24 protein-coding genes are annotated in these 24034 nt (G+C 70.3%); 10 read left to right on the top strand and 14 right to left on the bottom strand.

The genetic code is table 11. From position 1 onward, the window contains the following. Positions 1 to 27 precede the first annotated feature (27 nt). Positions 28 to 1599, bottom strand: coding sequence for an FAD-dependent oxidoreductase (locus ACIBK4_RS21490; RefSeq protein ID WP_398996397.1), 1572 nt, complete (start codon positions 1597 to 1599; stop codon positions 28 to 30). A 402-nt stretch (positions 1600 to 2001) separates the two neighbouring features. Between ACIBK4_RS21490 and ACIBK4_RS21485 the strand changes: the two genes are divergently transcribed. Then, on the top strand, positions 2002 to 2844 hold the full coding sequence (locus tag ACIBK4_RS21485) for a hypothetical protein (RefSeq protein WP_398996395.1): 843 nt from the start codon (positions 2002 to 2004) through the stop codon (positions 2842 to 2844). Positions 2845 to 2995: 151 nt separating this feature from the next. Then, positions 2996 to 3178, top strand: a complete 183-nt coding sequence (locus tag ACIBK4_RS21480) for a hypothetical protein (RefSeq protein WP_366433763.1) — start codon at positions 2996 to 2998, stop codon at positions 3176 to 3178. Here ACIBK4_RS21480 and ACIBK4_RS21475 read toward each other — a convergent pair. Further along, complete coding sequence (locus ACIBK4_RS21475; protein WP_398996459.1) at positions 3175 to 3528, bottom strand: metal-sensitive transcriptional regulator; 354 nt, start codon at positions 3526 to 3528, stop codon at positions 3175 to 3177. The two genes, ACIBK4_RS21480 and ACIBK4_RS21475, sit on opposite strands and share 4 nt — an antisense overlap. A 206-nt stretch (positions 3529 to 3734) precedes the next feature. On the opposite strand from ACIBK4_RS21475, the gene ACIBK4_RS21470 reads away from it, so the two are divergent. After that, complete coding sequence (locus ACIBK4_RS21470) at positions 3735 to 4355, top strand: DUF47 domain-containing protein (RefSeq protein ID WP_266770821.1); 621 nt, start codon at positions 3735 to 3737, stop codon at positions 4353 to 4355. Between the two features lie 7 nt (positions 4356 to 4362). Further along, positions 4363 to 5361 (top strand): anion permease, encoded by a 999-nt coding sequence (locus tag ACIBK4_RS21465; protein ID WP_398996392.1) that lies wholly within the window; start codon positions 4363 to 4365, stop codon positions 5359 to 5361. Between the two features lie 494 nt (positions 5362 to 5855). Here the strand turns inward: ACIBK4_RS21465 and pstB are convergent, their stop codons facing one another. From pstB to pstS, 4 genes are all read right to left on the bottom strand, one after another. Next, the gene (gene pstB, locus ACIBK4_RS21460) at positions 5856 to 6632 is read right to left on the bottom strand and encodes a phosphate ABC transporter ATP-binding protein PstB (RefSeq protein WP_033281351.1); all 777 of its coding nucleotides are present in this window, start codon (positions 6630 to 6632) and stop codon (positions 5856 to 5858) included. A gap of 72 nt (positions 6633 to 6704) precedes the next feature. Next, positions 6705 to 7766, bottom strand: a complete 1062-nt coding sequence (gene pstA / locus ACIBK4_RS21455; protein WP_398996390.1) for a phosphate ABC transporter permease PstA — start codon at positions 7764 to 7766, stop codon at positions 6705 to 6707. Beyond that, a complete protein-coding gene (gene pstC, locus ACIBK4_RS21450) occupies positions 7763 to 8773 on the bottom strand; it encodes a phosphate ABC transporter permease subunit PstC (protein WP_398996388.1) in 1011 nt (336 codons plus the stop codon). The genes pstA and pstC overlap by 4 nt, the downstream gene beginning before the upstream one ends. Before the next feature lie 108 nt (positions 8774 to 8881). Continuing rightward, positions 8882 to 10012 carry a phosphate ABC transporter substrate-binding protein PstS gene (pstS, locus tag ACIBK4_RS21445; protein WP_398996386.1) on the bottom strand — a complete coding sequence of 377 codons (1131 nt, stop codon included), beginning with the start codon at positions 10010 to 10012 and terminating at the stop codon, positions 8882 to 8884. 421 nt (positions 10013 to 10433) lie between these two features. Here pstS and ACIBK4_RS21440 point away from each other — a divergent pair, with 421 nt between their 5' ends. Next, the gene (locus tag ACIBK4_RS21440; RefSeq protein WP_398996384.1) at positions 10434 to 11063 is read left to right on the top strand and encodes a hypothetical protein; all 630 of its coding nucleotides are present in this window, start codon (positions 10434 to 10436) and stop codon (positions 11061 to 11063) included. Here ACIBK4_RS21440 and ACIBK4_RS21435 read toward each other — a convergent pair. The 8 genes from ACIBK4_RS21435 to ACIBK4_RS21400 form a co-directional block, all read right to left on the bottom strand. Next, positions 11060 to 11497, bottom strand: coding sequence for an NUDIX hydrolase (locus ACIBK4_RS21435; RefSeq protein ID WP_398996382.1), 438 nt, complete (start codon positions 11495 to 11497; stop codon positions 11060 to 11062). The two genes, ACIBK4_RS21440 and ACIBK4_RS21435, sit on opposite strands and share 4 nt — an antisense overlap. Before the next feature lie 41 nt (positions 11498 to 11538). After that, positions 11539 to 12696, bottom strand: a complete 1158-nt coding sequence (locus ACIBK4_RS21430) for a CHAD domain-containing protein (protein ID WP_398996380.1) — start codon at positions 12694 to 12696, stop codon at positions 11539 to 11541. Continuing rightward, complete coding sequence (locus ACIBK4_RS21425) at positions 12677 to 15037, bottom strand: RNA degradosome polyphosphate kinase (protein ID WP_398996378.1); 2361 nt, start codon at positions 15035 to 15037, stop codon at positions 12677 to 12679. Before ACIBK4_RS21425 ends, ACIBK4_RS21430 begins: the two co-directional genes overlap by 20 nt. A gap of 139 nt (positions 15038 to 15176) precedes the next feature. Beyond that, positions 15177 to 16127 (bottom strand): hypothetical protein, encoded by a 951-nt coding sequence (locus ACIBK4_RS21420; RefSeq protein ID WP_398996376.1) that lies wholly within the window; start codon positions 16125 to 16127, stop codon positions 15177 to 15179. Then, on the bottom strand, positions 16124 to 16921 hold the full coding sequence (locus ACIBK4_RS21415; protein WP_398996374.1) for a hypothetical protein: 798 nt from the start codon (positions 16919 to 16921) through the stop codon (positions 16124 to 16126). The genes ACIBK4_RS21420 and ACIBK4_RS21415 overlap by 4 nt, the downstream gene beginning before the upstream one ends. Continuing rightward, positions 16918 to 17943, bottom strand: coding sequence for an ABC transporter permease (locus tag ACIBK4_RS21410; protein ID WP_398996372.1), 1026 nt, complete (start codon positions 17941 to 17943; stop codon positions 16918 to 16920). Before ACIBK4_RS21410 ends, ACIBK4_RS21415 begins: the two co-directional genes overlap by 4 nt. 127 nt (positions 17944 to 18070) lie before the next feature. Next, positions 18071 to 18961, bottom strand: coding sequence for an ABC transporter ATP-binding protein (locus ACIBK4_RS21405; protein WP_398996370.1), 891 nt, complete (start codon positions 18959 to 18961; stop codon positions 18071 to 18073). Next, positions 18958 to 19344 carry a GntR family transcriptional regulator gene (locus ACIBK4_RS21400; protein WP_366433750.1) on the bottom strand — a complete coding sequence of 129 codons (387 nt, stop codon included), beginning with the start codon at positions 19342 to 19344 and terminating at the stop codon, positions 18958 to 18960. The genes ACIBK4_RS21405 and ACIBK4_RS21400 overlap by 4 nt, the downstream gene beginning before the upstream one ends. 142 nt (positions 19345 to 19486) lie before the next feature. Between ACIBK4_RS21400 and ACIBK4_RS21395 the strand changes: the two genes are divergently transcribed. From ACIBK4_RS21395 to ACIBK4_RS21375, 5 genes are all read left to right on the top strand, one after another. After that, positions 19487 to 20029 carry an RNA polymerase sigma factor gene (locus ACIBK4_RS21395; protein ID WP_366433749.1) on the top strand — a complete coding sequence of 181 codons (543 nt, stop codon included), beginning with the start codon at positions 19487 to 19489 and terminating at the stop codon, positions 20027 to 20029. Further along, positions 20026 to 20865 (top strand): zf-HC2 domain-containing protein, encoded by an 840-nt coding sequence (locus tag ACIBK4_RS21390; RefSeq protein WP_398996367.1) that lies wholly within the window; start codon positions 20026 to 20028, stop codon positions 20863 to 20865. Before ACIBK4_RS21395 ends, ACIBK4_RS21390 begins: the two co-directional genes overlap by 4 nt. A 65-nt stretch (positions 20866 to 20930) precedes the next feature. Beyond that, on the top strand, positions 20931 to 21791 hold the full coding sequence (locus ACIBK4_RS21385; RefSeq protein WP_398996365.1) for an ABC transporter ATP-binding protein: 861 nt from the start codon (positions 20931 to 20933) through the stop codon (positions 21789 to 21791). Further along, on the top strand, positions 21788 to 23320 hold the full coding sequence (locus ACIBK4_RS21380; protein WP_398996363.1) for an ABC transporter permease: 1533 nt from the start codon (positions 21788 to 21790) through the stop codon (positions 23318 to 23320). The genes ACIBK4_RS21385 and ACIBK4_RS21380 overlap by 4 nt, the downstream gene beginning before the upstream one ends. Further along, positions 23320 to 24027 (top strand): ABC transporter, encoded by a 708-nt coding sequence (locus ACIBK4_RS21375; RefSeq protein ID WP_398996361.1) that lies wholly within the window; start codon positions 23320 to 23322, stop codon positions 24025 to 24027. The genes ACIBK4_RS21380 and ACIBK4_RS21375 overlap by 1 nt, the downstream gene beginning before the upstream one ends. The last annotated feature ends 7 nt before the right edge of the window (positions 24028 to 24034 follow it).

Genomic DNA, 24034 nt, shown 5'->3' with positions numbered 1-24034 from the left:
GATATCGCACCCCTTTGTTTCTCCCCCCTACAACCCCTGCGGGTACGTGAAGAAGTGACCGGGGTCGTACTGCTTCTTCAGCGTCGCCAGGCGGGTTGAGGCGTCGCCGTAGTACGCCTTGCGCCAGTTTGTGAGGGTGGGGTCTGTGTAGTTCTGGTAGGCCGCGCCGGAGGCGTAGGGCTTCATGGCGTTGTGGAAGGACGTCAGCCAGGACTGGGCTGAGGTGCCGGCCGTGCCGGAGGGCCAGGAGACTATGTACTGGGCCAGCATGCGGGAGCGGCGGTGGACGAAGGCCGTTGCCGTGGGGGAGACGCGGTTGACCGCGCCGCCGAGGGCCGTCAGGGCGATGTCGCCGGCGTTGCCGCGGACCGCCTTCAGCTGGTTGAGCATCGTCTGGATGCCCGTGGCCGAGATCGAGCGGTCGAAGAAGTCGGAGCGGCCTACGTAGGTCTCCCGAGCCAGTGCGCCCTGCGGGGAGCGGCCGGGAGTCGAGCCGGGCAGGTGGCACTGGGCGTCCGTCGAGAAGGATGAGCAGCCCGCGTACGCGTTCATCGACTCCTCGTACGTGTGCCGCTTCAGCGAGACGCTCGACGCGTTGCCGCCGACCAGGTGGGCCAGCTTGTCGACCGCGTTCTGGAGTTCGTTGTAGGTGCCGAGGGAGAAGCAGGCGACTGAGACCTTCGGGGTGCCGCCGGGGGTGTTCGTGAGGTGGCAGGAGGACCAGATCTCGTCGGGTTGGTCCGGGCCCCACTCCTGCCAGGCCTTCACCACGGCCGCCGCCATCGACGAGGGCCAGGTCAGATAGCCCGATACGGCCTGGGGCGCGGGGTGGGTCTTGAACTGCAGCTCGGTCACGACGCCGAAGTTGCCGTTGCCCGCGCCGCGCAGTGCCCAGAACAGGTCTTTGTTCTCCGTGGAGTTGGCGACCACCTGCTTGCCGTCCGCCGTGATCAGCGTGGCCTGGGTGAGGCTGTCGCAGGTCAGGCCGTACGCCCGGGAGACCACGCCGTGGCCGCCGCCGAGGGTGAGGCCGGAGACGCCGACCGTGGGGCAGGAGCCGGCGGGGATCGTCACGCCCTTCGCGGCCAGGCCCCGGTACACGTCGATCAGCTTGGAACCGGCGCCGACGACCGCGCTGGAGCCGCTCGCCCGGATCTTGTTCAGCTTGGACACGTCGAGGATGAGGCGGCCGTCGCCGGAGGAGTAGCCGGCGTAGGAGTGGCCGCCGTTGCGGATCGCGACGCGGATGCTGTGGGCGCGGGCGTAGGAGAGGACCGAGCGGATGTCGTCGGGGTTCGCGACGTACGCCACCGCGGCCGGCTTCAGGGAGTCGAAGCGGGTGTTGTAGAGCTGGTGGGCCGTCTTCCAGGAGGCGTCACCGGGGCGGACCAGGGTGCCGTCCAGCTCACGGGCCAGGGCGGCCCAGTTGGCGGCGGCCGCCGCGGTGGTGGTGCGCAGGCCGGAGGTGCTCGTCGAAGTGGAGGCGTTGGTCGCCGTCGCGGACGTGTCACCGCCGCCGGTGTTCTTGCCGTTGCACGCGGTGGTTGCGACCGCCGCTATCGCGGCCACGCCGCCGCCTATGAACGAACGCCGTTCCATTTCGCCTCCTGTGGGGTTCCGTCAAGTGAGATACGGGTCGGACCCCACAAGTTCTCGTGCGCATGTCACAGGTTCGGAACAGGCAGATGCCCCGTGGCATCCGTCCTGGCCTGGCTTCTCGCCCGTCTCGCCGGCCCGCGCCAGCCACAGATGCAGCGGGCGAAGCAGAAGGGGCCCTGCTCGACCGTCGTCGTGCGATGTTCGGGATGTACCGGGGGAGCCTGTCGTTCGTCCTGCTGCGCCACATCGACCACGGTACCGAGTCCGGGTAAAGCGCCCGTATGGCGGTCGCGCGACGCCCCTAGGGCGGTTGTACGGCCGCGACGACGCGTGACGGGCCCATCTACCCGTCGTTAAGCGGAACGACAGGGCCCGTGACGACGTACGGGGGTACGGCAGGCTATGGAGCGGCAGCAGAGGCGCGCGGGCGGAGCGGTCGTCGCGGCCGGACTCATGGTCGGGGTCTGCGTCGGTACCGGTGCGTGCAGTGCCGGTGACGGGGCGGCGACCGCGGACGCGCGCGGCGGCGGGGACGCGGTCGCGGTGGTGCGGCGGGCGGCCGACTCCCTTGTGGCGGCAGGGAGTTCACAGGCCCGTACGTCCATGGAGATGGCCACCGGCGGCACCCGCGTGACCATCCGCGGCGAGGGCGTCTACGACTTCCGCCGCCAACTCGGCCGGTTGAAGGTGCAGTTGCCGCAGGACCCGGCCGGCGCCAGCGAACACCGGCCGATCACCGAACTCCTCGCGCCGGGCGCCCTGTTCATGAAGAACCGGGGCGCCGGGGTGCCCGCCGACAAATGGGTACGGGTCGACACCGGGACGCTCTCCGACGGCAACCTCGTGACCGGCGGGGCCACCGACCCGTACGCCGCCGCCGAGTTGCTGCGCGGGACGACTGCCGCGACGTATCTCGGGAAGACGGAGGTGGCCGGGGCCTCCGTGCGTCACTATCGGGGGGTCGCCGATCTCGCCGTCGCCGCACGGAGCGCGTCGGCGGGGAACGAGGCGGCTCTGCGGTCGGCGGCGAAAGGGTTCGCCACTGCCCGGGTGCCCTTCGACGTCTACCTCGACGACCAGGGGCGCGTCCGCAAGCTGGGGCAGCGGTTCAGCTTCGTGAACGGGCAGCGCCACAACCCGGTGGCGGTCACCTCGACGACGCTGCTGTACGACTTCGGGGCCCCCGTGGACGTACGGCTTCCGGCGTCGAAGGACATCTACGCCGGGCAGATCGCCGAGAAGTGACGTGAAACGATCGGTGTGCGGCGGTGTATCGGTCGGTGTGGGGTGGCGTATCGGTCGGTGTGGGTCGGGGTGAGGACTAGCCCGTCCGTGCCATGCGCGTTGTGTAGACCGCTCCCTACTCTAGGAAGTCGGTGACGGCAGAGAAGAGGTGATGCACGTGGCTCCGGTCGGCGGTACGGCAGTTCAGGACCACGTGGCCCTCGCCGAGATCGAGCTGTGCGGAGACCTGATCATCGCGGCCTCGGCCGCCGAGGACCGGCTCAGCCTGGAGAGCATCGATGAGGTGCTGAAGGTCGCCGAGGAGCGGGATGCCCCCGGCGGATCCAGGCGTTAGGTGCGGAGGAGCCGGGCGATCGCCTTCGTCGCCTCGTCGACCTTCGCGTCGATCTCCTCGCCGCCCTTGACCGCCGCGTCGGCGACGCAGTGCCGCAGGTGTTCCTCCAGGAGCTGCAGCGCGAACGACTGCAGGGCCTTCGTGGAGGCGGACACCTGGGTGAGTATGTCGATGCAGTAGACGTCCTCGTCGACCATGCGCTGCAGACCGCGGATCTGGCCCTCGATCCGGCGCAGGCGCTTGAGGTGCTCGTCCTTCTGCTTGTGGTAACCGTGCGTGACCGGGCCCGGGGCCGCTTCGAGGGCCGGTTCGGAGGGCGCTGCCGTCGCGTCGGCCCCGGTGGTCGTCATCGCGTCCGTCGCGTCCATCACGTCCTCCAGACATATACCCCTAGTGGGTATATCGTAACGAACTTTGCTGGGTATAGGGCCCTTGGTACGCCCCCGTGCGGATCACTGTGCCTGATGGGCGACACTGGGGGACGGCCCATTAGCCGTGGCCGGATGATGCACTTAGCATCAGCCTGACCGAAACCCATGCTTCCCGAGGACCCCTTGTGCGCTTTCGTCTGACCCCCAGGGAGACGAGCTTCTACGACATGTTCGCCGCGTCCGCGGACAACATCGTCACGGGCTCGAAACTCCTCATGGAACTGCTCGGGGCGGACACCGCCGGCCGGGCCGAGATCGCAGAGCGTATGCGGGCCGCGGAACACGCCGGTGACGATGCCACGCACGCGATCTTCCACCAGTTGAACTCCTCCTTCATCACGCCCTTCGACCGCGAGGACATCTACAACCTCGCTTCCTGCCTCGACGACATCATGGACTTCATGGAGGAGGCCGTCGACCTGGTCGTCCTCTACAACGTGGAGGAACTGCCCAAGGGCGTCGAGCAGCAGATCGAGGTGCTGGCGCGGGCGGCGGAGCTCACCGCCGAGGCCATGCCGAATCTGCGCACGATGGACAACCTCACCGAGTACTGGATCGAGGTCAACCGGCTGGAGAACCAGGCCGACCAGATCCACCGCAAGCTGCTCGCCCAGCTCTTCAACGGCAAGTACGACGCCATCGAGGTGCTGAAGCTCAAGCAGATCGTGGATGTGCTGGAGGAAGCGGCGGACGCGTTCGAGCACGTGGCGAACACGGTGGAGACCATCGCCGTCAAGGAGTCCTGACCTCTCCATGGACACCTTCGCTCTGGTCGTGACCATTCTGGTCGCGCTCTTTTTCACGTACACGAACGGTTTCCACGACTCCGCCAACGCCATCGCTACGTCGGTCTCGACCCGGGCGCTGACTCCGCGCGCGGCGCTGGCGATGGCCGCCGTGATGAATCTCGCCGGTGCGTTTCTCGGTTCCGGGGTCGCCAAGACCGTCAGCGAGGGGCTGATCGAGACGCCCGAGGGGTCGAAGGGGATGGGGATCCTCTTCGCCGCGCTGGTCGGTGCGATCACGTGGAACCTGATCACCTGGTACTTCGGGCTGCCGTCGTCGTCCTCGCACGCGTTGTTCGGCGGGATGGTGGGGGCCGCGCTCGCGGGCGGTACGGATGTTATCTGGCACGGGGTCGTCGACAAGATCATCGTACCGATGTTCGTGTCGCCGGTGGTCGGGCTGGTCGGCGGTTATCTGGTGATGACGGCGATCATGTGGATCTTCCGGAAGTCGAACCCGCACAAGGCGAAGCGGGGGTTCCGGATCGCGCAGACCGTGTCCGCGGCGGGGATGGCTCTCGGGCACGGTCTTCAGGACGCGCAGAAGACCATGGGTGTCGTGGTGATGGCGCTGGTGATTTCCGGCCACTCGACGTACGGCGATCCGATTCCGGTGTGGGTGAAGATCGTCTGCGCGTTGATGTTGTCGCTGGGGACGTACGCGGGTGGGTGGCGGATCATGCGGACGTTGGGGCGGAAGATCATCGAGTTGGATCCGCCGCAGGGGTTCGCTGCGGAGACGACCGGGGCGGCGATCATGTTCACCACCGCCTATCTCTTCAAGGCGCCGGTGTCGACTACGCATGTCATCACCTCGGCGATCATGGGGGTCGGGGCGACGAAGCGGGTCAATGCTGTCCGGTGGGGGGTTGCCAAGAACATCGTGATGGGGTGGTTCATTACGATGCCGGCGGCGGCGATCGTGGCGGCGTGTTCGTTCTGGGTCGTTGACCTGGCGTTTCTGTAGGCCGCGCCCCTGTATGCCGGGGGCTGCGCCCCCTGGCCTCCCGCTTTCCCGCCCACCCACCCGACTCGGTTGGTCGAGAGGTGAGCGGTTCAGGACGCCTGGGGCAGGGGGCGGCTGACTTCCTGGCCTACCGAGTCGGGCGGACGGGTGGGGAAACGCGCTGAGGCGCCGAGTGCCGTGTGATTCGGGCGGACGGGTGGGGAAACAGGTACAGACGCCGGCATCGCGTGACCAGGGCGACTTGGATCGTTCACCTCTTGGCGGACCGTAAACGGGTGGGTGGGCGGGAAAACACGCTGAGATGCCGGGTACTGCGTGATCTCGGGTGGCTGGAGTCGGTCACCTCTTGGCCCACCGAGTCGGGCGGGTGGGTGGGCAAGCAGCCAAACGAACGGGCCCGCCCCCGGGAGCCAGGGGCGGGCCCTTTTCGTCCTCGCGGTGGCACCGCCATGCAGCACCGCGAGGGGTTCAGGAGAGGAACGGCTCGGCTCGGTTTAGCCGAAGCGGCCCGAGATGTAGTCCTCCGTGGCCTGGACCGACGGGTTGGAGAAGATGCGCTCCGTGTCGTCGATCTCGATCAGGCGGCCGGGCTGGCCGACCGCCGCGAGGTTGAAGAAGGCCGTACGGTCCGAGACACGCGCCGCCTGCTGCATGTTGTGCGTCACGATGACGATCGTGAAGCGTTCCTTCAGCTCGCCGATCAGGTCCTCGATCGCGAGGGTGGAGATCGGGTCCAGGGCCGAGCAGGGCTCGTCCATCAGCAGCACCTTCGGTTCCACCGCGATCGCCCGCGCGATGCACAGTCGCTGCTGCTGGCCGCCCGACAGACCCGAACCGGGCTTGTTCAGGCGGTCCTTGACCTCGTTCCAGAGGTTCGCGCCCTTCAGCGACTTCTCCACGACGTCGCTCAGTTCGCTCTTCTTGTAGCTGCCGTTCAGGCGCAGACCCGCCGCCACGTTGTCGAAGATCGACATCGTGGGGAACGGGTTCGGGCGCTGGAAGACCATGCCGATCTCACGGCGTACCGACACCGGGTCGATGCCGTGGCCGTAGAGGTCCTCGTCGTCCAGGAGCACCTTGCCCTCGACGCGGCCGCCGGACGTCACCTCGTGCATGCGGTTGAGCGTGCGCAGGAACGTCGACTTGCCACAGCCGGAGGGGCCGATGAAGGCCGTCACCGAGCGGGGCTCGACCGTCATCGAGATGTCTTCGATTGCCTTGTGGGAGCCGTAGAAGGCGGTGAGCCCACTTACGTCGATTCGCTTGGACATGTCTACTTCACTTCCAGACTTCAGAACGGTCGCTGAGGGGGTTCCGTCCGGCCGTGGCCGGATGTTGTCGCCTTAGCGACCGGCCTTGGGGGCCTTCCAGCGGGCGATGCCGCGGGCCACCAGGTTGAGGATCATCACGAAGGCGATGAGGGTGAGCGAGGCAGCCCAGGCACGGTCGTAGGCCGCGCCCGCGCCCGCGCTCTGCGCGAACTGCTGGTAGATGTACAGCGGAAGCGACGCCTGCGCCCCGTGGAACGGGTCGTTGTTGATGAACGGGTTGCCGAACACCAGCAGCAGCACGGGCGCCGTCTCACCGGCGATACGGGCCACCGACAGCATGATGCCGGTGGTGATGCCGCCGATCGCGGTCGGGAGGACGACCTTGAGGATCGTGCGCCACTTCGGGATGCCGAGGGCGAGCGACGCCTCGCGCAGCTCGTTCGGTACGAGCTTCAGCATCTCCTCGGTGGAGCGGACCACGACCGGCATCATCAGGATGGCCAGGGCGCAGGAACCGGCGAAGCCGAAGGGCTCCATGTCCCACATGAGCATCAGGGACAGGATGAACAGACCCGCGACGATCGACGGGATGCCCGTCATGACGTCGACGAAGAAGGTGACCCACTTGGAGAGGGCGCCGCGTCCGTACTCGACCAGGTAGATCGCGGTGAGGACACCGATCGGGGCGCCGATCAGGGTGGCGAGGCCGACCTGCTCCAGGCTGCCGATGATGGCGTGGTAGATACCGCCGCCGGGCTCGGAGTCGGCGACCACACCCATCGAGTGGGTCAGGAAGTAGATGTCGAGGACCTTCACGCCGCGCGAGATCGTCGTCCACAGGAGCGAGACGAGCGGGACGACGGCGAGGAGGAACGCGACCCAGACCAGGCTGGTCGCGACCCGGTCCTTGGCCTGGCGGCTGCCCTCGACGCGCGAGGCGATGACGTACGTACCGATGACGAAGAGGATCGCCGCGATCAGACCCCACTGGATCTTGCTGTCGAGGCTGCCGACCAGTCCGATGAGGACGGCCAGGACGATGGACCCGCCGGCGATCGCGTACGGCGACCACCTGGGAAGGGTCGCGCCCTGCAGGGTGCTCGCGGGCTTGTCCGCTACGGCTGCGTTGCTCATGCGTTGGCCCCCGAGTACTCCGCGCGGCGGGCGATGATGAGCCGGGCCGCGCCGTTGACCAGCAGGGTGATGACGAACAGGACGAGACCGGAGGCGATGAGCGCGTCCCGGCCGTCCGCCGTCGCCTCGCTGAACTTGCTGGCGATGTTCTGGGCGAAGGTTCCGCCGCCCGGGTTGAGCAGGCTGGCGTGGATGATGAAGTCGGGGGAGAGCACGGTGGCGACGGCCATCGTCTCGCCGAGCGCGCGGCCGAGACCGAGCATCGAGGCGGAGATCACGCCGGAGCGGCCGAAGGGCAGCACCGACATGCGGATGACCTCCCAGCGCGTGGCGCCGAGGGCGAGGGCCGCCTCCTCGATCATCTGCGGGGCCTGGCGGAAGACCTCACGGCTCACGTTGGTGATGATCGGCAGGATCATGATCGCGAGCAGGATGCCGACGGTGAGCATCGAGCGGGGCGCGCCTTCGTCCCAGGAGAAGATCCCGGTCCAGCCGAAGTAGTCGTTGAGCCACCCGAAGAGCCCGACCATGTGCGGTACGAGGATCAGGGCGCCCCACAGGCCGTACACGATGGACGGTACGGCGGCCAGCAGGTCGATCACGTAGGAGACCGGGCCGCGGAGCTTGCGCGGGGCGTAGTGCGTGGTGAAGAGGGCGATGGCGACCGCGACCGGGACCGCGATGACCATGGCGATGATCGAGGACACCACGGTGCCGAACGCCAGGACGGCGATGCCGAACTTCGGCGGCAGCAGGTTGGTGTTCCACTCGAAGGTGGTGAGGAAGTTCGCGTGGTCCTTGCTGATCGCGAGCGAGGCGCGATAGGTGAGGAAGACCGCGATCGCGGCCATGATCACCAACAGCAGGATGCCCGACCCGCGGGAGAGACCGAGGAAGATCCGGTCACCGGGTCGGGTGGCGCCGCGGGCTGCGCGCTTCTGCGCCGCGACTGAGGGTTCGGGGGTGGGGGGCGGTGCTTCTTCAGGGTTCTTTGTCGATATATCCATCGGGATTCTCCGGTCTGCGGGTCCACACGTGCTGTGTGCGGTCCGTGGCGGCGGTGCACCGGACGGTGCGGCCGGGTCCCTGGTCCGGGACCCGGCCGCACACTCGGACTAGCTGATGCTCGCGATGGTGCTGCGAACCTTGGCGATGATCGCGTCGGGGATCGGCGCGTAGTCGATGGTGCTGAGGACCTTCTGGCCCTCCTCGCTGGCGATGTAGGTGAGGAACGCCTTCGTCGCGGGCAGCGTGTCGGCCTTGTTGCCCTTGTCGCAGACGATCTCGTACGTCACCAGGGTGATCGGGTACGCGCCCTCGGCCTTGGTGTTGTAGTCCAGCTGCAGCTTCAGGTCGTTGCCGGTGCCGACGATCTTGGCGGCGGCGATGTCCTTGGTGGCGCTGTCGGTGCTGGGCGCGACCGGGGCCGAGGCGCCGGTGTTGATGCTGACGGCCTTGACGCCGTCACCGACGTAGGAGAGCTCGAAGTAGCCGATGGCGCCGGAGGTCTGCTTGACCCCGGCGGCCACGCCCGCGGAGCCGGCCGCCGACTGGCCGCCCTTGGCCTGCCAGGCCTTGCCGCCGGAGTACTTCCAGTTGGCGGGGGTGGTGGCGATCAGGTACTTGGTGAAGTTGTCCGTGGTGCCGGACTCGTCCGAGCGGTGGAACGCCTGGATCTTGAGGTCGGGCAGCGTGGCGGACTTGTTCAGCGCCTTGATGGCCGGGTCGTTCCACTTGGTGATCTTGCTGTCGAAGATCTTCGCGAGCGTCGGGGCGTCCAGGACCAGGTTGTCGACACCGGGGACGTTGTAGCCGAGCGCGATCGGGCCGCCGACCATCGGGAGGTCGATGCCCTGGCCGCCGGAGCAGACCTTCTTGGAGGCGGTGACCTCTTCGGGCTTCAGCGCGGAGTCGGAACCGGCGAAGGCCAGCTGACCCTGGTTGAAGGAGGTGACACCGGCGCCGGAGCCGCCGCCCTTGTAGTTGATCTGGACGCCACAGGCCTGGCTGAAGGCCTTGACCCACGCGTCGATCGCGTTCTTCTGCGCGGACGAGCCGTCGGCGAGGAGCTGCTGGCCCTTCTTCGCCGTACCGCAGTTGGCGGAGCTGGCGTTGGCCGTCGACGAGCTGCTGCTGCTCGAGGAGCCGCCGTTGTCGTCCGAGCCGCACGCCGTGAGGGCCAGGGCGCCGGAGACGGCGAGAGCACCGAGGGTGAGGGCCCGCCGGTTCATGCGCTGAAGCTTCACTTGAAAGAGTTCCTTCCGAGAGCCGCCGTCCTGAATTACGGCGGCGTGCGAAGACGTGGGTGACGCGGGTAGCGACCCCCAGGTCGCGGCTCGCATCGCGTAAGGCCGAAATTAGGCAGAACAGGTGAAGGCGCCTATGGGCATAAGTGAACGGAGGGTGAACCCCTGTGGGCGGTGCGGTTAGGTCACGGAACGCTCACGTCGAGGACACGAGCTGATTCCGGACTATGCCAGGCTCGGCGGGCCCGGAAGCGCGTCCACGAACGGGCGTTCCCCCGGCTGGGTGAGGGACCTGCTCCGGCCGCCCGTTCGCAACGTAACGCGAGGTGGGCGGCGCGGCACCCGCGGGACGGCGGGCACAATTCGCTCGCCTCGCGGTGTCATGGGCACGTAGATTCACGGCGTTCCTGGAGGTGAGGCCGTGGCCACGTACGGCTCGATACTGATTCCCCTGCCGCTCCAACAGGCGGCCCCCGTTCTGCGCGAGGTCTGCGCGGCCGCCTACGCGGCGCCCGCCGGGCCGGGATTCTGCCTCGTCCACCCTGACCGGTTCATCGACGGCAACGGCGTCTTCTCGCTCGCCGGGCCGGCCAGTACCGCCTTGGACGTTCCGGTGCTGGCCGCCTTCCAGTACGACGGTGACAGGCTGGAGCTGGAGGTCTGGCGGGACGGGGTCCGTGCCTACCGCTACGACTCCTGGCCGGGCATCCGGGACGACGAGCCCGCCGACGGCACACCCGCGGACGCGGACCCCGCCGCGTTCCTGGACTTCGCCGCCGGGCCCGTGGACGGGTACCGGCTGGCCTGCGCGCTCGCGGACATCCCGCTCGACGAGATGGACATGGACGTCGACGGGGAGCCGGGGTACGTCTGGGCGCAGGACCTGCACTGGGACGTGCTGGGGGCGCTCGGCCACCCGGACCCGGTGATCGGCCGCGCGCAGCGGGACCACTGCCACTTCGGGCGCGCGCCGAAGATACTCGCGGAGCTGCTGGAGAGCGGAGAGCTCGTCGTCCTGGGCCCGGCCGGAAGCCGCGACGACACCCCCTAGCCGGGCGGGTCCTCGTCGGTGCCGATGGCCATGAGGGCGAGGGAGATCAGGTCCCGGTCCCGTTCGTAGGAGAGGTGTTCGTGGGCCTCGTCCGGGGTGAGCCAGCGCAGTACGTCGACCTCGTCGTTCGGGGTGAAGGCTCCGTCGGTCGCCTCCGCCGCCCAGTAGCGGACCTCTTTGGGGCGCCCATGATGGTCGAGGTACTGGGCCGACGGCAGCCTGGTCCCCAGCCGGCACGCGAAGCCGGTCTCCTCCAGCACCTCGCGGCGGGCCGCCTCCTCGAACGTCTCGCCCCGCTTGAGCTTGCCCTTGGGCCACGACCAGTCGCCCCATTTGGGCCGGTGGACCAGCGCCAGTTCGAGGGCTCCGGCGGCCGGGCGGCGCCACAGGACGCAGCCGGCCGCCTGGACGGTGGTGTCGTGCGTGGAAGTCACTGGTCGTTCACCGTCTCCTCCGTGCGGGTTCGTTCAGGGCGTCAGGGGGTGCCCACCGCCTGCTTCTGCCACGACTGCTGAAAGGCGAAGCGGGCCGCCTCCACCTCGTGGCGCTGGTCGGCGTGCAGCACGCCGAGCGCGTAGGCGGTCGCCGGGGCGATCCGCGGGGTGCGGGCCGCCGACGCGGCGGCGGCCGCCGCCTCCGAGGCGTCCCGGTGCAGATTGAGGGCCTGGCCTGCCGTCAGCAGGCGTACGTCCGTCGGCGCGCCGTCCCCGTGCAGGACCTCACTGGCGTAGCGGTGCAGCCGCAGCAGCAGCCGGACCTGGTGCCAGGGGCCGTCCTGGGGGTGCGGGGCGGGGTCGGGGGAGAGGCCGTGGATGAGGGCCTCCGCGTTGTACGGGTGCCCGGCGGTGACCAGCGGCAGCGCGGTGACCGCGTCGGTGAGGCGCTCCCCGGCGGCGGCGGCCAGCGGGCGCAGGTCGGCCGTGCCCGCGCCCGGGGTCAGCGGGACCTCGCTGGCGAGTACGGCGACCCGGTCGGCGACCGCGTGGAAGCGGGAGGAGCCGAGGGCCTGGAGGGCGGAGGAGTGGGCCCGGGTCCGGGCCAGGGTGAGCTGGCGCTCCAGCAGGGCGCCCGCCTTCGCCGCGCCCACGGTGAGGTTGCCGCGCTCGGCGGTGGCCGTGGGCGTCACGGCCGGTCCGGTGCCGGGACCACGGCCGCCCGCGGGTGCGGGGATGCCCCGGCCCGCGCCGGTGACCCGCCCGCCCACCGCGGAGGCCGCCGACTGCGCGGGGAACGCCGCCGAGCCCGAGAGCCGGTGCAGCGCGAGCAGCAGCCGCTCCAGGCGGGCCGCGCACGCGTGCTCCAGGGCCAACGTGCCCGACAGCCAAGCCAGTTCGGGGCGCATCTCCTCGGACCAGTCGGCGTCCAGCAGCGGACGGAAGGTGTGCAGACTGCCGCTGATCCGGCGGGCCGAGTGGCGCAGGGCGCGCGCCGCGTCGACCGAGTCCTCCGTGCCGTTCTGCCCGTTGCCGGTCTCCCGGTGCGACCGCAGGGCGCGGAGGAACTCCGTGGCCTGGGCCCGCAGGTAGCCCGCGAGGGCATCACCTGTGGGGCTCCCGCCCGCCCGGCCGGAGCCGGGAGCGGGGGAGGGCCTGGCCGTGGCCGGATCCGTCGGGTCAAGGTGTTGCTGTGCCACGCCGGCGCCTCCGGGCGTCTATGAGCATCTCCTGGACGTTGCGCAGGGGTTGGCCCTCCGCGTCGGTCGCGTGCCGGGTCCATTCGCCGTCCGGGCCCAGGTGCCAGGAGGAGGTGGTGTCCGACATGCCGGTTTCCAGCATCCGGCTGAGCGAAGCGCGGTGGGCCGGGTCGGTGACCCTGACCAGGGCCTCGATCCGACGGTCGAGGTTGCGGTGCATCATGTCGGCGCTGCCGATCCACACCTCGGGCTCGCCTCCGTTGCCGAAGCCGAAGACCCGGGAGTGTTCGAGGAAGCGGCCGAGGATGGACCGTACGCGGATGTTCTCGGACAGCCCGGGGACGCCCGGCCGCACGGCGCAGATGCCGCGCACCCACACGTCGACCTGGACGCCCGCCTGGGACGCGCGGTAGAGCGAGTCGATGATCGCCTCGTCCACCATCGAGTTGACCTTGATGCGGATGAACGCGGGGCGCCCGGCACGGTGGTGCTGGACCTCCTTGTTGATCCGGGCGATCAGGCCGTCGCGCAGGGACTTGGGGGCGACCAGCAGCCGGCGGTAGGTCTCGCGGCGTGAGTAGCCGGACAGCCGGTTGAAGAGGTCCGAGAGGTCGGCGCCGACCTGCGGGTCCGCCGTCAGCAGCCCGAGGTCCTCGTAGAGGCGGGCCGTCTTCGGGTGGTAGTTGCCGGTGCCGACATGGCTGTAGCGGCGCAGCGTGTCGCCCTCCTGGCGGACCACGAGCGACAGCTTGCAGTGCGTCTTGAGACCGACCAGGCCGTAGACGACATGGCAGCCCGCCTCCTCCAGCTTGCGCGCCCACTTGATGTTGGCGTGCTCGTCGAAGCGGGCCTTGATCTCGACCAGGACGAGGACCTGCTTGCCGGCCTCGGCCGCTTCTATGAGCGCGTCGACGATCGGAGAGTCGCCGGAAGTCCGGTACAGGGTCTGCTTGATCGCGAGGACGTCGTCGTCGTTCGCCGCCTGCTCCAGGAACCGCTGCACGGACGTGGAGAACGAGTCGTACGGGTGGTGCAGCAGCACGTCCCGGTTGCGCAGGGCGGCGAAGATGTCGGGCGCGGACGCCGACTCGACCTCGGCGAGATCGCGGTGGGTGCCCGCGATGAACTTCGGGTACTTCAGCTCGGGCCGGTCCAGCGAGCCGATGCGGAACAGCCCGGTCAGGTCGAGCGGACCCGGCAGCGGGTACACCTCGGCCTCGCTGATCTTCAGCTCGCGCACCAGCAGGTCGAGCACCTCGCGGTCGATGGACTCCTCGACCTCCAGGCGCACCGGCGGCCCGAAGCGGCGCCGCATGAGCTCCTTCTCCAGGGCCTGGAGCAGGTTCTCGGCGTCGTCCTCCTCGACTTCGAGGTCCTCGTTGCGGGTCAGCCGGAACGCGTGGTGCTCCAGGATCTCCATCCCCGGGAAGAGTTCCTCCAGATGGGCGGCGATGACGTCCTCCAGGGGGACGTACCGGCCCGGCGAGGACTCCAGGAAGCGGGAGAGCAGCGGCGGCACCTTCACGCGCGCGAAGTGGCGGTGTCCGGTGACCGGGTTCCGTACGACGACCGCGAGGTTCAGCGAGAGACCCGAGATGTACGGGAAGGGGTGCGCGGGGTCGACGGCCAGCGGGGTCAGCACCGGGAAGATCTGGTGCCGGAACAGCGTGAAGAGGCGGGCCTGCTCCTTCTCCGTCAGCTCGTTCCAGCGGACCAGGTGGATGCCCTCCTCCGCCAGCGCCGGGGCGATGTCCTCGTGGTAGCAGGCGGCGTGCCGGGCCATCAGCTCGCGCGAGCGGGCCCAGATCATCTCCAGCACCTCGCGCGGCTGGAGGCCGGACGCGGAGCGGGTGGCGACACCGGTGGCGATACGGCGCTTGAGGCCTGCCACCCGGACCATGAAGAACTCGTCCAGGTTGCTGGCGAAGATCGCGAGGAAGTTCGCCCGCTCCAGCAGCGGGGTGTTCGGGTCCTCGGCGAGCTCCAGGACCCGTTCGTTGAACGCGAGCCAGCTGCGCTCCCGGTCCAGGAAGCGGCCCTGCGGAAGCTGGGGCCCGTCGTACGGCGACTCCTCGTACTCGTCGAGGTCGGCGTCGATGTCGGGTTCCAGATCGGAGACCGCCGCCGACACGGTGTGCGGGCGGTGCGCGGCTATGGAGCCCACGGAGGGCTGCGCGTGCTGAACCTGGGCCTGGGCGTTGGGCTGGCTGCTCATGTGCCCATTGTTCCGCGCCACCGGTGATACGGGCGCGTCGGACAGCGCCGGAAGGAGCGGGACGAGGGCCCCGTTGCTCCCGTTCACCTCGGGAGGCGGCGAAGGCTCTGGCACGACGGGCTTCATTCGCCGAGCCTCGCAAGCCCGTCTGAACCGTTGGTTACGGCGACATGGCGTGCGGGATATCGGGGGGCGGCTCCCGGACGTCTACGGCACGCAAACGAACGTAACGGATGCGGGGGAGCCGCGGGGAGGGGGGAACCGGTCAGGCCGTGCGGCGGCGCAGCAGGGTGAAGGCGAGGGTGAGGGTGAGGGCGGTGGCGCCGAGGACGATGCCGGTCTCCATGAGTTGGAGGGGCCAGAAGTGGGAGGCCGGGTGGTAGTCGACGTAGTAGCCGGTGACATCGAACGCCTTGGCGCAGATGTGGTCGGTGAAGCACGTGTCGGAGACATGGGCGCCCGTGGCGGTGATGGCGCCCTGGTCGCCCAGGAGGACGTTCGGCGGCGGGTTGTAGCCGGTGCTCACGGAGCCGGTGCGGGTCACCCACGGCCACAGGTGCGGGCGGGCGACACCGAGGACGGTGTGCACGAGTGCCGTGGCGATCGCCGCGAGGCCGAGGGCGGGGACGGCGCGGCGCAGGACGAGGGCCGCGAGGGCGCCGAGGGCCAGGCCGAGCAGGGGGTAGACGAGGGCGATGGTGCCGTTGGCGTTGAAGGTCGGGTCACTCCACCATTGCCAGGTCACCGGCACCTGGTGGGCGTCGTAGAGCAGCCGGTGCAGCAGGACCAGGACGGTGGTGCCGGCGGTGAGCAGGGCGGCGGGCACGGCGAGGCTGGTGGCCAGCCAGCGGGACGGGGAGACGGACTGGGTCCAGGCGAGGTCGGCGGTGCCGTTCTCCAGCTCGCGGCCGATGAGCGCGCCGGCCGCGGCGGCGGCGACGAAGGGGATGATGCCGATCAGGAACTCGGCGGCGGCACGGGCCAGGTGGTAGTTGGTGATCGGGGCGCTCCAGTCGCACCCGTGGACGGAGCACTTGGTCTTCCAGGCGGCCGCGGCGGCGCTCCCCCCGGGGCCGTAGGCCCACAGCAGGGCACCGGAGCCGGCGGTGAAGATCACGGACCAGACGATCAGCAGGCCGCGCTGCAGCCGCAGCACCGAGCGCCACGGGCGGGTCGGTCCCGGGCGGGTCGCCGGGGCGGTGGCCAGGGCGGTCATACGGCGGCTCCCTTGATGTCGGTACGGCGGCCGAGCTGGACGTAGGCGGCCACGAGGGCGAGTGCGGTCAGGGCGAGCAGTACGGCCGTCGCGCTGAGCTGGACCGGCCAGAAGTGGCGGTCGGGCCAGATGTTGTCCCACGTGCGGCCGAAGAAGTACCGGGCCGCATACGTGACCCCGGCGGCCACCGCGAGCGCGGGCAGCGTGCGGCCGAGGGCGACTCCGGCGAGGGTGCCGACGGCCAGGGCGAAGAGGACCAGGGCTACGGCGAGCGGGCCGGCCGGGACGAGGACGCGGTCCCAGGACCAGTTGGTGACCAGGACGTCCTGGTCGGTGGTCCAAACCCAGGCGAAGAGCAGGGCGAGCACGGTGGTGCCGGCGACCAGGGGAACGGCGGCCGCGGTGAGCTTGGCGGTCAGCCAGCGGGCCGGGGTGACGGACTGGGTCCAGGCCAACCGGGCGGTGCCGGACTCCAGTTCGCGGGCGACGAGCGCGGTGCCCGCCCAGGCGGCGACGGCTATGGAGACGTAACTGAGCACCTCGCCAAGGAAGTTCATGATGTTGTTGACGTTGGTGAGGACGAAGTACGTGTCCGGGACGCAGTCGGGGAACGGCTTGCAGGTCAACTGGTAGTGCAGGTCGGCCCGTTCGGCGGGGACCCGGGACAACTGCACCCAGAGCAGCGCCGCCACGGTGAGCAGCAGGAACACTCCCCACACGATCAACGCCGGTCGGTGCAGCCGCCGTACGGCCCGCTGTGGTCGCGCGGTGGGGCTCAGGGCGAGGGCGGTCATACGGCGGCTGCCTTACGTGCGGGCGCCGCCGGGCCGGTCTGGCGCTTGAGGAGGGCGAACGTGGCCATGGTCAGGGCGGCGGTGACCGCGAGGATGATCGCGGTGGCCGTCAACTGGAGGGGCCAGTAGTGGGATTGGGGGTGGTACTCGTTGTAGTAGCCGACGGCGTCGAGCTTGGCGTAGACGGCCTTGCAGGGCGCGTAGTCGATGGTTCCGCAGTTCGGGCTGGCGATGTGCGCGCCGGTGGAGGTGACGAGTCCCTGCTCCATGACGATGCCCGAGCCCGCCGGGCGGTCGCGCTTGAGGCTGCTGACCTGGGTGACCGTGGGCCACAGGTGGGGCGTGGCGATGGCCATGACGCTCCACAGGAACCCCGTGCCGAACAGTGAACCCACCATCGAGCCGAGGGAGTTGGGCGTGCGCAGACCGAAGAGGGCGCCGATCACCAGGGCGGCCAGGGCCATGGCGGCGGTCGCGGTGCCGTTGGCGGCGTAGGTGCCGATGTCGTACCAGCTCTTGGCGGTGTCGATCCGGCCCTGGCTCCTCGACCATGCCCAGTGGTGCAGAGCGACCAGCAGTCCGGAGCCCACGGCGATCAGGACGGCCGGGAGGGCGAGCTTCGCGGCGAGCCAGCGGGCCGGTGAGACCGACTGGGTCCACGCCAACTGCGCGGTGCCGTGCTCCAGTTCGCGGCTGGTGAGCGTGGCGCCGGACCAGGCGGCGACCAGGAGGGGAACGGCGACGACGGCGACGGTCGTGTAGGTGTACCAGTCCTTGTAACGGCCGATCGCGCTCACGTCGTAGCTGCAGGGGGACGTCGACGAGCAGGCGTCGTACTGATGCCACGCGGTGGCCGACGCGTCGGTGAGCGGCCCGCCCAGCCACAGCAGGAGGCCGACGAGGACGAGCACGAACACGGCCCAGGCGGCCAGGGCGGGCCGGTGCAGCCGGATCAGCCAGCGGAGCAGACGAGGCGATCCGTTCCGGCGCGCGGCGACCGGCGGTGCGGCGAGGGCGGTCATACGGCGGTCTCCGGAGTGTCGGTGGCGGGTGGGTGCTGGAGGCTGGGGGCGAGACTAACCACTGTGCTGGTGTGTGAGTGGTTAGAAGTGGTCCCGGCTTCCCGAGGGTGCGGGGTCGCCGGGGCGGTCATGCGACGGTCTCCTCGGTCTTGGCGGCGGGGGCGGCGCCGGCCTCCGGGTTGCGGAGATAGGAGAGGACCAGCTCCTCCAACGAGGGCGTGCTGGTACGCCATTCGGTGTCGAGCGGGCTCAACGGGCGGACCAGGGCGGTGAGTTGGCGGCCGGTGGTGCGCGACTCGACGACCGTGTGCGGGTCGAGGACCGTGTGCGCGGGCGCGGACACACGGACGTGCGCGGCGAGCAGCTCGTCGATCTCACCGGCGAGGCGGACCCGGCCGCCGCCGATCAGCAGCAAGTGGTCGCAGGAATCCTCCAGTTCGGCCACGACGTGCGAGGACATCACGATCGTGGTGCCGAACTCGGCGGCCTGCGCCATGAGGATGCCCATCATCTCGTGCCGGGCCAGCGGGTCCAGGTCGGCCATCGGCTCGTCCAGGAGCAGCAGTTCGGGCCGCTTGGCCAGCGCGAGGGCGAGCGCGACGCGGGTGCGCTGGCCGCCGGAGAGGGCGCGGATGCGGGACTTCGGGTTCAAGTCCCCGTCCGCTACGACCCGTTCGGCGACGGAGGCGTCCCAGCGGTCGGTGTTCAGGTCGGCGCCCATGCGCAGCGTCTCGGCGACGGTGAGCTGCGGGTAGAGGGGCTTGTCCTGCGCGACGTAGGCCACCTGCTCGCGGGCCGCGCCCGGCGTCGTGCCCAGGACGGACAGCGTGCCCTCGGTCGGGGCGAGCAGTCCGGCGGTCAGGGCGAGGAGCGTGGACTTGCCCGCGCCGTTCGGTCCCACGACCGCGCAGACCCGCCCGGCGGGCAGCCGGAAGGCGCAGTCCCGCAGGGCCCACCCTCCCCGCCGGCCGAACCGCTTGCCGAGCGCGGCGGCCTCTATCGCGGCGGTGCCTGTCATGAAGGTTCTCCTTGGAAGTGCTGGTCGAGTACGGCGGTGAAGAGCGCGGCGATGTCGTCCCGGCCCAGGCCGGCCTCCCGGGCCCGCGCGGCCCAGTCGTCGAGCTCCAAGCGCAGCGGCGAGTCGGCGGGCGTGATGCTCAGCCCCTTGCGGACGAACGTGCCCAGGCCCCGGCGGGCCTCGACGAGTCCCTCGCGCTCCAGCTCGCGATAGGCCTTGAGGACGGTGTTCGGGTTGATGGCGGTGGCCTCGACGACCTCGCGGGCCGTGGGCAGCTTGTCGCCGGGCTCCAGCATTCCCAGGCGCAGCGCCTGCTTGGTCTGCTGGACGATCTGTACATAGGTGGCCACGCCGCTGTGCCGGTCGATGCGGTACTCGACCACTGGGGTTCCACCACCCTTTCACTAATTGAGTAGTGAAAGGGTGGTGCAGGCGGGCCGCGAAAGTCAAGCGGGCTGGGAAAGTCGAGAGAGACCGATGTGCCGGTCCGTGAACCGATCGGCGGGGCTCGTGCGATGAGGAGACGTGAGGGATACGGGAAGCGACGGGGAGCTGCTGCGGGCCATCGCGGCGGACGGTGACCGGCGCGCGTTCGAGGAGCTGTACCGGCGGTACGCGCCGTGGCTGACCGCGCGGCTGCGCGGCCGGTGCGCCGACGCCGGGATGGTCGACGACGTCGTACAGGAGACGTTTCTCGCGGTGTGGCGGGGCAGTGCCCGCTACCGGGAGGACGGCGATGTGGCCGGGTGGCTGTGGCGGATCGGGTCGCGGCGGCTGATCGACGTGCTGCGCGGCGACGGGGCGCGCGGCCGGATGCGGCAGGCGCTGGCGCGGCTGCGGCACCGGGACGAGGCGTCGGCGGAGGAGCGCGTGCTCGCGGGAGTCGAGCACGGGGACCTCGCCGGTGCGCTGGTCCGGCTCTCGCCGGAACTGCGGGCGGTCCTCCAGGCCACCGTGATCGACGGGCTGACCACCCGGGAGGCCGCCGTGCTGCTGGGCATCCCCGCCGGCACGGTCAAGACACGGGCCATGCGGGCCCGTAAGCAACTGCGGGAGGAGCTGGCATGACCTGGCATGTGGCCGAAGACGACGTACGCGCCTATGCGCGGGGCGAGTTGGCACCGCCCATGCTCTGGTCCGCCGACACCCACCTCGCCCAGTGCGCCGACTGCCGGGCCCTGTTGGCGTCGGTCACCGACCCGGTGGTGCTGGACGCGGGCTGGGAACGCCTCGACGCCGAACTCGACGCCCCCAGAAGGGGGTTGGCGGAATCCCTCCTCGTCCGGATCGGCGTGGCCGACCACACGGCACGCCTGCTCGCGGCGACACCGGTACTGCGCCGCTCGTGGTTCGGGGCGGTGGCCCTGCTGCTGCTGATGACGGTCCTGGTGACCGACGCGTCGAACGTCGCGACACCCAACGTCTTCCTCGCCCTCGCCCCGCTGCTGCCGCTCGCGGGCGTGGCGATGGCGTACGGCCCGGTGCTCGACCCGACGTACGAGATGACGGTCGTAGCCCCGATGCACGGCTTCAAGTTGCTCATGATCCGCACAACCGCCGTACTGGTGGCGGGACTTGGCCTCAACGGCCTCGCGACCCTGGCCCTGCCCGGATATGGCCTCGCCGCCCTGGCCTGGCTGCTCCCCGCGCTCGCCCTCACCACGACGAGCCTCGCACTGACCCCGCGCCTGGGCCCGGTCCTCGCGCCGGGTGCGGTCGGCGGGGCCTGGACGGCCCTGCTGGTGATCGCCCGCGAGCAGGCGACCCACGGCGGCACGCTCGCCCCCTTCACCGCCACCGGCCAGACGGTGGCCGCGGCGGTGGCGGCCCTCGCCACGGGCCTCCTCTACCTGGCCCGCGACCGCTTCGACACCAAGACCCCGGGCTTCCGCCCAACGGCCTGATTTCTCAAGCGACTTCACACCACTTCGCACCACTTCTTCATGCCACTTCCTGACTGGAGTACGTCATGACCACCACCGTCTCCGCGGCCGGGCTCAGCCTGCGCTACGGCCTGACGACCGCCCTCGACGACGTGTCGCTGCGGCTCACCGAAGGCGTCACCGGCCTGCTCGGCCCCAACGGGGCCGGAAAGACAACCCTGTTGAGGGTGCTGGCCACCGCGACCCCCGCCGACGAGGGCAGCTTCACCGTCCTCGGCCACGACCCCCGCACGCCCGCCGGCCGCCAGGAGACCCGGCGTGTGCTCGGCTACCTCCCGCAGACGCCGGGCTTCCACCCCGACTTCTCGGCCTTCGACTTCGTCGACTACGTAGCGATCCTCAAGGAGTTGACCGACCGCACCGCCCGTCACACCGAGGTACGGCGCGTGCTGGCCGAGGTCGATCTGTCGGACGTACGCGGAAAGCGCATCAAGAAGCTGTCCGGCGGTATGCGCCAGCGGGTCGCGCTCGCGGCGGCGCTGGTGGGCGACCCGGGCTTCCTGGTCCTGGACGAGCCGACGGTCGGCCTGGACCCCGAACAGCGCATGCGCTTCAGGGAGTTGATCGCCCGCGCAGGGGAGGGGCGAACGGTTCTCCTGTCCACCCACCAGACCGAGGACGTGGCGATGCTCTGCCACCGCGTCGTCGTGATGGCCGGCGGCCGCGTCCGCTTCGACGGCACCCCGGCCGAACTCACCGCACGGGCCGCCGGCCGCGTGTGGAGCAGCTCGGAACGCGACCCCGGCGCGAAGGCGGGCTGGCGCACCGGCCTGGGCGTCTTCCGCAACGTGGGCGACCCGCCGCCCGGCGCCGAACTCGTCGAACCCACCCTGGAGGACGGCTACTTGCTCACCCTCGACGGCATGCACGCGGAGGCGACGGCATGAGCACCGTACTCACCCTGACCCCCGCCGGAACGAGCACGGCACCCGCCCGCCAGTCCTGGGCGGCGATCTTCGCCCTGGCCCGCTTCGAGTCCCGCAAACTCCTCCTCCGTATCCCGGTGTTGTTCATGCTGGCGGCCTACGTCGCCTGGATCGTGTGGAGCAGCAAGGGCGCCTGGAACGGCTATCCGGCCCTCCAGGACGTCGACCGCGAGACTCAGACGGGTCCGGTGCTGGTCGGCCTCGCGGTCCTGCTCTGCGTCAACCAAGCCGTGCTGCGTTCCCAACGGAACGACACGGAGCGGCTGTTCGGGGTCCTCGTCCTCGAACCATGGCGCCGTACGGCAGCGCACGCGCTGTCGATCCTGCCGGTGACCGGACTCGTCGTGCTGGGCGTGGCGGCCCAGTTCGGCTGGCAGGCGCTCAAGTCGACGGCGGTGGGCACCGGTTCGGTGGGCGAGCTGCTGGTGGGCCCGCTGTGCGTGCTGCTGTGCGGGGCGATCGGCCTGCTGATGGCGAGGGTGGTGCCGAAGCCGTTCGCGATCCCGGTGGCCGCGGTCCTGCTCCTCGTGTTCTCCGTCCTCGCGCCGGTCTCGTTCGGCGGCGACGGTGCCACGGCCTGGCTGACCCCGATCGTCGGCGAGGGGAGCACCAAGACGATCCCCTCCGAACTGATCGGCCGCCCGGCGGTTTCGCACGCCCTGTACCTGACGGGCCTGGCCCTGGCCCTCGCCCTGCTCGCGGTACTGATCAGCAAGGGCCGTACGAAGACGGCGACGACGGTACTGGCGGGCTCGCTGGCCGGAGCGATCGCCCTCGGCGTGGCCGGCGGAGTCGGCCAGGCGGCAGGCGTCTCGTCGGAGATGACCGCAGCCCGCACGGTGGCCACACTCAACCCGCAGAGGGTCCAGTCCTGCGTCCACCACGGCCGCTCGACGTACTGTGCGTTCCCCGAGTGGGCCCCCAGGACGGCGACCTGGGCCGACGTCACGGACCACGTCCAGTCCCTGGCGGGCGGCACCGCCCAGACCCGCAAACTCCTCGTACAGCAACGGGTCGAGGCCCGCTACGGCATGGAGGCCGACGGCGCGATCGACCCGTCCACCACCCCGAACCAGGTCACCGTCCGCACGATGTGGGGCGGACCCCGGACCCCGGAGTTCTCCGCCGCGGTCGCCTCCGTCCTGGTCCTCGGGAACGAGAAGGCCGGCGGTGACGTGTGCGACGGCCGCATGGTCACCATCATGTGGCTGGCCCTGGGCTGGATGTCCGACCCGGTCTCCGAGCTCCGCGCGGTCCGCCTGGACGACAGCGTGACCGGCTCCGCCTCCGTCCTGTCGCCGACCAACGGAATGACGATGACGGCCGGACAGACCAGCGTCGTAAGGGAGTTGCTCGCGGCGGGCCCGACCACGATCACGCCGAAGGTGAAGGCGCACTGGGCAGAACTGACTTCTCCGAAGGTGACGACGGCCAAGGTGGCCGAGCTGCTGGGCGTCAAGGGTCCGGCCGGGGCGGACACGTGCGAGTGATGACGAGGGAGAGCGGGAAGGCTGAGCAGACGGACGCCCAACTTCCCTCCACGGCAAGGGTGTTGACGCAGTTGATCCGCCCGGTCCTGCGCGCCCTCCCGGTACGGGCGCTGGGCGCGACCGCGGCGGTGGCCCTGCTGATCGCGGCGCTGCCCCGCCTCCTCTCGGACGAACCGAACCCGTGGTCCGCGCTCGTCGCGCTGCGCGCCGCCGCCCTCGCCTTCGCCCTGGGCCTGGCCTTCCTCCTGGACGACCCGGCCCGCGACCTGATGTCCTCGGTACCGACCCGCCGTATCCTCCGCACGACCCTGCGGGTGGCACTGGTCGCCCCGTTCGCGGCCCTGTGGTGGACGGCGACGGTGCTGCTGATCCCGTCGGAGGTCCGCCCTCCGGTGGGCGACATGACCCTGGAGGCGGCAGCGGCGGCGGTGCTCTCCCTGGCCGCAGCCGCAACGGCCGTCCGCTTCACCGCCGAACCGGAACCCGGCCAGCGCGTCGCCGCCGGTTTCCTGGTCGTCGCCCTGGTGTCGCCCCTCGCCCTGCCCGACGCCTGGGGGATGTACGTCTCCCCGCCGGAGAAGCAGTGGGGGGCGGGGCACGAGCACTGGGCGATGGTGCTGGTGGGCGCGGTGCTGGTGTGGGCGGCGTGCGGACCGGAACCGGTGCGGAGGAGATTGCCGGGTCGGCGGACGAGGGCTGCTTCCTGACCCGACC

It is taken from the genome of Streptomyces sp. NPDC050528, assembly GCF_044457795.1.
GTDB lineage: Bacteria > Actinomycetota > Actinomycetes > Streptomycetales > Streptomycetaceae > Streptomyces.
The sequence above is the reverse complement of the archived record's forward strand: the minus strand, read 5'-3'. Positions and strand labels throughout refer to the sequence as shown.